The sequence below is a fragment of the Streptomyces sp. ATLC9 genome (genome assembly GCF_057196705.1).
Map to the genome: position 1 here is coordinate 1 of NZ_JBXUOY010000268.1, position 6,821 is coordinate 6,821.

Below are 6,821 nucleotides of genomic sequence, written 5' to 3' on the forward strand. Positions count from 1 at the left end.
GTGCCGGAGCCCGCGGCCCGGGACGCCGGTCCGGCCGGGGCCGGGCACCCGGGCGCGGAAGGGCTGGACGGACCGGACGAGCGGGCCGAGCGGGAGCGGCGCGGAGGCGACCGGCTGCGCTTCGTGGGGGCCGCCACCCGGCGGATCGCCCGCGGTGTCGACCTGGACGAGACCGTGCTCGGGCTGTGCCGTGCCAGCGTCCCGGCGTTCTCGGACGCGATCCTGGTCTATCTGCGCGATCCGCTGCCGGTGGGGGACGAGCGGCCCACCGGCCCCTTCCTGCTGCGGCTGCGCCGCACCGACCGGCTGCCCGACTACGCCGCCCCGGCGTCCGCCGACGCCGACCCCTCCGACACCGGGGAGTTCCCGCTGCCCCTGCTCACCGCCCCGCCGGAGGGCGCCGCGAGCGGGACGCCGGAGCTGATCGAGGTGCGTGGCGGCGGCCCGCTGGCCGAGGTGCTGCGCGGGGTGCGCCCGGTCTTCGGCGACGCGCCCACCGTCCGCGAGGCGCTGCCGGAACTGCTCGGCCCCGCCCGTGAGATCCCGGCCGGGCGCCGGGCGATCCTCGCCCCGCTGCGGGGGCGCCGCCGGGTCATCGGCGCGGCGGTGTTCCTGCGCCGCCCGGACCGGGCGGCCTTCGAGGGCGACGACCTGCTGGTGGCCGCGCAACTGGCCACGCACACCGCGCTGGGCGTGGACAAGGCGGTGCTCTACGGGCGCGAGGCGTACATCGCCGACGAGCTCCAGCGCACCATGCTCCCCGACGAGCTGCCCCATCCCACCGGGGTGACGCTGGCCAGCCGCTACCTCCCGGCGGCCGAGACCGCCCGGGTGGGCGGCGACTGGTACGACGCGATACCGCTGCCCGGCGGCCGGGTGGCCCTGGTCGTCGGAGACGTCATGGGCCACTCCATGACCTCCGCGGCGATCATGGGCCAGCTGCGCACCACCGCCCAGACCCTGGCCGGGCTCGACCTGCCGCCGCAGGAGGTGCTGCACCACCTCGACGAGCAGGCCCAGCGGCTGGGCAGCGACCGCATGGCGACCTGCCTGTACGCCGTCTACGACCCCGTAGCCCACCGGATCGTGGTGGCCAACGCCGGGCACCCGCCGCCGGTGATGCTGCACCGCGACGGCCACGCCGAGGTGCTGCGCGTCCCGGCCGGGGCGCCCATCGGGGTGGGCGGGGTGGACTTCGAGGCGGTGGAGTTGGACGCCCCGGCCGGCGCCACGCTGCTGCTCTACACCGACGGCCTGGTGGAGTCCCGCCACCGGGACGTGTGGACCGGCATCGAGCAGCTGCGCGAGAAGCTGACCGACACCGCCGGGCTGACCCGCCCCGACACCCCGCCGCCGCTGGAGCCGCTGTGCGACGAGGTGCTGGACATCCTCGGTCCCGGCGACCGGGACGACGACATCGCGCTGCTGGCCGCCCGCTTCGACGGCATCCCGCCCAGCGACGTGGCCTACTGGTACCTCGACCCGCGCGCCCAGACCGCGCGGCAGGCCCGCCGCCTGGCCCGTCGGGCGCTGGAGCGCTGGGAGCTGCACGAGCTGACGGATTCGGTGGAGCTGCTGGTCAGCGAGGTGGTGACCAACGCGGTCCGCTACGCCGAGCGGCCCATCACGTTGCGGCTGCTGCGCACCGACACGCTGCGCTGCGAGGTCGGCGACGACGTGCCGCAGCTGCCCAGGCTGCGGCAGGCCAGGGCGACGGACGAGGGCGGCCGGGGCCTGTACCTGGTCAACCGGCTGGCCCGGCGCTGGGGCGCGACGAGGCTGAGCACCGGCAAGGTGGTCTGGTTCGAGCTGCCCATGCCGTAGCGCGGCCGCGGGACGAACGCGACGGACCCCGCACCACCAGTGGTGCGGGGTCCGTCGCGTTCACGCGGAGGGTTCGCGATGGCCCGTCAGACCGCGGCGGCGGCCGGGGTGTCCGCCTGCGCTCCGGCCAGCGTGGCCTCGGCGTCCAGCACCGTGCCGACGGCCTGTACGACGGAGGCGATCTTGAATGCCTCCTGGATCGTCTCGCGGTCCACACCGGCCTTGCGGAGCACCTGCTCGTGGGAGTCCAGGCACTGCCCGCAGCCGTTGACCGCGGAGACGGCCAGCGACCACAGCTCGAAGTCGGCCTTGTCCACGCCGGGGTTGCCGATGACGTTCATCCGCAGGCCCGCGCGCAGGGTGCCGTACTCCGGGTCCGACAGCAGGTGCCGGGTGCGGTAGAAGACGTTGTTCATCGCCATGACGGCCGCGGCGGCCTTGGCGGCGGTGTACGCCTCGGGGGAGAGGTTGGCCTTCGCCTCCGGCTCCAGCTCGGTGAGCACCTTCGGCGAACGCGAGGCGATCGCGCAGGCCAGCACCGTGCCCCACAGCTGCTGCCGGGGCAGGTCGGAGTTCCCTATCACGGAGCCGAGGTTGAGCTTGAGGTCCTTGGCGTAGGCCGGCAGGGCCGACTTCAGTTCGTCGAGAGCCATGTCGTCGTCCCAGTCCCTCACTCGCCCGAGAGCAGCTTGACCGGGTCGAGGGTCTCCTCGCCCTTGGACCAGTTGCAGGGGCACAGCTCGTCGGTCTGCAGGGCGTCCAGGACCCGCAGGACCTCCTTGGGGTTACGGCCGACGGAACCGGCGGTCACCATGGTGAACTGGATCTCGTTGTTCTGGTCGACGATGAAGACGGCGCGCTGGGCGTAGCCGTCCTCGCCCTCGACGCCGCAGGCCCGCATCAGCTCGTGCTTGGGGTCGGCCAGCATCGGGAAGGGCAGGTCGCGCAGGTCGGCGTGGTCCCTGCGCCAGGCGTGGTGCACGAACTCCGAGTCGCCCGAGACCCCGAGGATCTGGGCGTCGCGGTCGGCGAACTCCTCGTTCAGCTTGCCGAAGGCGGCGATCTCGGTCGGGCAGACGAAGGTGAAGTCCTTCGGCCAGAAGAAGACGACCTTCCACTTGCCCTCGTACGTCTTGTGGTTGATCTGCTCGAACGCCTTGTCGGCGTCGAGGTCCACACAGGCGGTCAGATCGAACTCGGGGAACTTGTCACCGACAGTGAGCACGCTCGCTCCTTGTTGCGTGGAAACACCCGTAACGGGGCTTTCCTGAGGGTTGGACGCGACCCACACTGCCATAGCCAACATTGATCACAGAAATAGCTACACTCACTGGCATTGATCGGAGGTGGTTATCAGTGACCCTGCCGGCGCCCGGGCCGCGCCAGACCCCCCGCAGACACTCCCGCCAGGAGGCGGCATCGCACGGCGGACGGACCCGCCGGCCCACGCTGTCCCAGTTGCGGGCGTTCGCGGCCGTGGCCGACAACCTCCATTTCCGGGAGGCCGCCGCGGAGATCGGAATGAGCCAGCCGGCCCTCTCGGGTGCCGTCGCGGCACTGGAGGAGTCGCTGGGCGTGAAGCTGCTGGAGCGTACGACGCGAAGGGTACTGCTGTCCCCGGCGGGCGAGCGCCTGGCGTCCAGAGCCCGGACAGTGCTGGACGCGGTGGAGGAGCTGCTGGAGGAGGCGGAGGCGGCGCGCGCCCCCTTCACGGGCGCGCTGCGACTGGGGGTGATCCCGACCTGCGCCCCCTACCTGCTGCCGACGGTCCTGAGACTCGTTCACGATCGTTACCCCGCGCTGGATCCGCAGGTCCACGAGGAGCAGACCTCCTCGCTGCTCGACGGTCTGGTGGCCGGGCGGCTCGACCTGCTGCTGCTCGCGGTGCCGCCCGGCGCGCCGCAGACCGCGGGCGCCGGCGGGGTGGAGACGGCGCCCCTGTTCGACGAGGACTTCGTGCTGGTGGCTCCGGCCGGGCACGAACTGGCCGGCCGGTGCGGCCTGCCCCGCGAGACGCTGCGCGGTCTGGAGCTGCTGCTCCTGGACGAGGGGCACTGCCTGCGCCAGCAGGCCCTGGACGTGTGCCGGGAGGCCGGGCGCACCGAAGGGGCGCCGGCCACCGCGAGCGCGGCGGGGCTGTCCACCCTGGTCCAGCTCGTCGCCGGCGGGCTGGGCGTGACGCTGCTGCCGCGCACCTCGCTGCACGTGGAGACCGGGCGTAACGAACTGCTGGCGACCGCGTGCTTCGCCGACCCCGCGCCCTCGCGGCGGATCGGCCTGGCGATGCGGGCGGGAACGGCCCGGCGGGACGAGTTCGGGGTGCTCGCCAAGGATTTGCGGGAGGCAATGCGTCCGCTTCCGGTGCGCATCGTGGACTGACGCGGCGCCGGGTCCGTGCCGCGGCCGGACCCACCGCGGGTCACGCTGCGCACACGGCTGCCGTACGTGCCGCCGCCCGCCGCCGGACGGGTGCGCGGCGGGCTGTCCGGCCGTACGCCACCGTATGCATAAGCGTGCGCACAGTGGGTAGAGCCGAGGCATCGTCTCTCGTACGGCCGCAGCGCGAACTGCCGTGCGCAGCAAGGCGGGTCAGGGTGACTCAATCGAAAGATCGAACAGCCGTAGCCGTCGTCAGGAGTGGACCGTGCTGCAAACGCCGCATCAGTCTCCGCAGGCCGCCGTCGTCCCCGTCCAGCGCACCTCCTCGCGGGAGCAAACCGGACCGTGGCACTCCGAGGCGGTCTGCCGCAGGGACGAGGCCGGCCTGTTCTTCGCGCCCTCCAAGGAGCCCACGGCGGCGCGCCTGTCGCGTGAGCAGGCGGCCAAGCGGGTCTGCGCGCGCTGCCCGGTGCTCGTCGAATGCCGTGAGCACGCGCTGCTCCAGCCCGAACCGTACGGGGTGTGGGGCGGGCTGACCGCGGCCGAGCGCAGGGTGGTGCTCGCCCGTCGCCGTCGCCGCGACGCCGAGCTGGGGCAGTCGGCCCAGGTGCCCCGTATCGCCTGACCGCTCCCGCCCGCTCCCCGGTTCCCCGCTCGGCGCGGCCCTCGGCGCCGGTGCCTTCCGCGCCGGTGCGGCGGCGGGCCCGCCGACACGCCCGCCGCCGTACCCGTCAGCGGGCCCGGTCGAAGTCGACGGCGCTGTAGGCGCGCAGCTTCGAGAGCTTGTGGGTGGAGTCGATCTGGCGGATGGTGCCGGACCTCGACCGCATCACCAGGGACTGGGTGGTGGCCGTCTCCGCCCGGTAGCGCACCCCGCGCAGCAGGTCGCCGTCGGTGATGCCGGTGGCGACGAAGAACACGTTGTCGCCGTTGACCAGGTCGTCGGTGGTCAGGACCCGGTCCAGGTCGTGGCCCGCGTCGAGGGCCGTGTGCCGCTCCTCGTCGTCCTTGGGCCACAGCCGGCCCTGGATCACGCCGCCCAGGCACTTGATCGCGCAGGCGGCGATGATGCCCTCCGGCGTGCCGCCGATGCCCAGCAGCAGATCGACGCCCGTGCCCTCGCGGACGGCCATGATCGCGCCCGCCACGTCGCCGTCGGAGATGAACTTGATCCGGGCGCCGGACTCCCGCACCTCCCTGACGACGCTGTCGTGGCGCGGCCGGTCGAGGATGACGACGGTGACATCCTCCGGCGTGCCGCCCTTGGCCTTGGCGACCCGGCGGATGTTGACCGAGGGCGGGGCGGTGATGTCGACGAACTCGGCCGCCTCCGGACCGGTGACGAGCTTGTCCATGTAGAACACGGCCGACGGGTCGAACATCGATCCGCGCTCGGCCACGGCCAGCACGGACACCGCGTTGCCCATGCCCTTGGCGGTCAGCGTCGTGCCGTCCACCGGGTCCACGGCCACGTCGCACTCCGGGCCGGTCCCGTCGCCCACGCGCTCGCCGTTGTAGAGCATCGGGGCCTCGTCCTTCTCCCCCTCGCCGATGACGACCACGCCGTTCATCGAGACGGTGGAGACCAGGGTACGCATCGCGCGGACGGCCGCCCCGTCCGCGCCGTTCTTGTCGCCGCGGCCGACCCAGCGGCCCGATGCCATGGCGCCCGCCTCGGTCACGCGGACGAGTTCGAGGGCGAGGTTGCGGTCGGGTGCCTCGGGGCTTACTTCGAGCTGGGAGGGAAGGTGGTGGTGATCGGTCATCGTGACGCACCTTTCTGCACGTCTGTACGGCGTCCGAACGCGACGGCCGAAGTGTTGAGGGTGCCTTCGACCCTATCCGGCGCAGTGGCACAGTGAGCAGACTGCCCCACGGACGAGCGCGACGGGGGTGGTGGTCCGGACGGAAACGGGCATGGGGGACGATGGAGGCGTGTCAAGCACGGAGAACAAGCGCGGTAGGCAGACGGCCCGGGACATGGTGCTGTCGTTGCTGGTGATCCTTCTGGGCGCGGGGTTCGTGTACCTGCTCGTCCCGCACGACGACTCGCTGGACCCGGTGCGCCCGATCAGCTACGAGGTGGAGCTGGTCACGGCGCGGCGCGCGGCGCCGTACCCGGTGGCGGCGCCCGTGGGCCTTCCCCGGGACTGGCGCGCGACCTCGGTGGACTACAAGGGGCAGAGCGACCTCGGGGCCGTGTGGCATCTGGGCTTCATGGACCCGGACGACCAGTACGCGGCCGTCGAGCAGAGCGACGGCGAGCCGGAGAGGTTCATCAGGAGCGTCACCCACGGGGCGGAACCGGCAGACCGCACCCGGACGGCCGGCGGCGAGGAGTGGGAGCGCTACGAGGGCGAGAAATACGACGCCCTGGTCCGGCAGGAGTCAGGGGTGACCACGGTGGTGACGGGCACCGCGTCCTTCGAGAGCCTCACGCGGCTGGCCGACGCACTGGAGGCGGAGCAGGTCGGGGATCCGGAGGAGGCCGGGGAAACCCGGGAGCCCCTGGAGACCGGGGCGCCCGGGAAGGACTGAGCGGGAGCCGTCCCGGGACGCGGGGGGGCCCGCGGGGGGCCGGCGGGCCCGGGCCGCCGGGGGGGGGTCTATTAAAAAAT

The 6,821-nt window shown here is 72.9% G+C and carries 7 protein-coding genes; 4 read left to right on the forward strand and 3 right to left on the reverse strand.

Going from position 1 to position 6,821, the window contains the following annotated elements; all coding sequences use genetic code 11:
* On the forward strand, positions 1–1,824 hold a 1,824-nt coding region (locus AC2CJA_RS22045; RefSeq protein WP_484604413.1), incomplete at its 5' end, for a SpoIIE family protein phosphatase.
* Between the two features lie 86 nt (positions 1,825–1,910).
* On the opposite strand, the gene AC2CJA_RS22050 is transcribed toward AC2CJA_RS22045, so the two are convergent.
* Together AC2CJA_RS22050 and AC2CJA_RS22055 are read right to left on the reverse strand one after the other, a co-directional pair.
* Complete coding sequence (locus AC2CJA_RS22050; RefSeq protein ID WP_484604419.1) at positions 1,911–2,477, reverse strand: alkyl hydroperoxide reductase; 567 nt, start codon at positions 2,475–2,477, stop codon at positions 1,911–1,913.
* A 17-nt stretch (positions 2,478–2,494) separates the two neighbouring features.
* On the reverse strand, positions 2,495–3,049 hold the full coding sequence (locus AC2CJA_RS22055; protein ID WP_484604414.1) for a peroxiredoxin: 555 nt from the start codon (positions 3,047–3,049) through the stop codon (positions 2,495–2,497).
* Positions 3,050–3,282: 233 nt separating this feature from the next.
* Between AC2CJA_RS22055 and AC2CJA_RS22060 the strand changes: the two genes are divergently transcribed.
* Entirely contained in the window at positions 3,283–4,203 is a 921-nt protein-coding gene (locus AC2CJA_RS22060) for a hydrogen peroxide-inducible genes activator (protein ID WP_484604415.1), read from the forward strand.
* Positions 4,204–4,468: 265 nt separating this feature from the next.
* A complete protein-coding gene (locus AC2CJA_RS22065; protein WP_484604416.1) occupies positions 4,469–4,828 on the forward strand; it encodes a WhiB family transcriptional regulator in 360 nt (119 codons plus the stop codon).
* Positions 4,829–4,934: 106 nt separating this feature from the next.
* On the opposite strand, the gene glpX is transcribed toward AC2CJA_RS22065, so the two are convergent.
* Entirely contained in the window at positions 4,935–5,969 is a 1,035-nt protein-coding gene (gene glpX / locus AC2CJA_RS22070) for a class II fructose-bisphosphatase (protein ID WP_484604417.1), read from the reverse strand.
* A 151-nt stretch (positions 5,970–6,120) separates the two neighbouring features.
* On the opposite strand from glpX, the gene AC2CJA_RS22075 reads away from it, so the two are divergent.
* The gene (locus tag AC2CJA_RS22075) at positions 6,121–6,741 is read left to right on the forward strand and encodes a DUF4245 domain-containing protein (protein WP_484604418.1); all 621 of its coding nucleotides are present in this window, start codon (positions 6,121–6,123) and stop codon (positions 6,739–6,741) included.
* Positions 6,742–6,821: the final 80 nt, after the last annotated feature.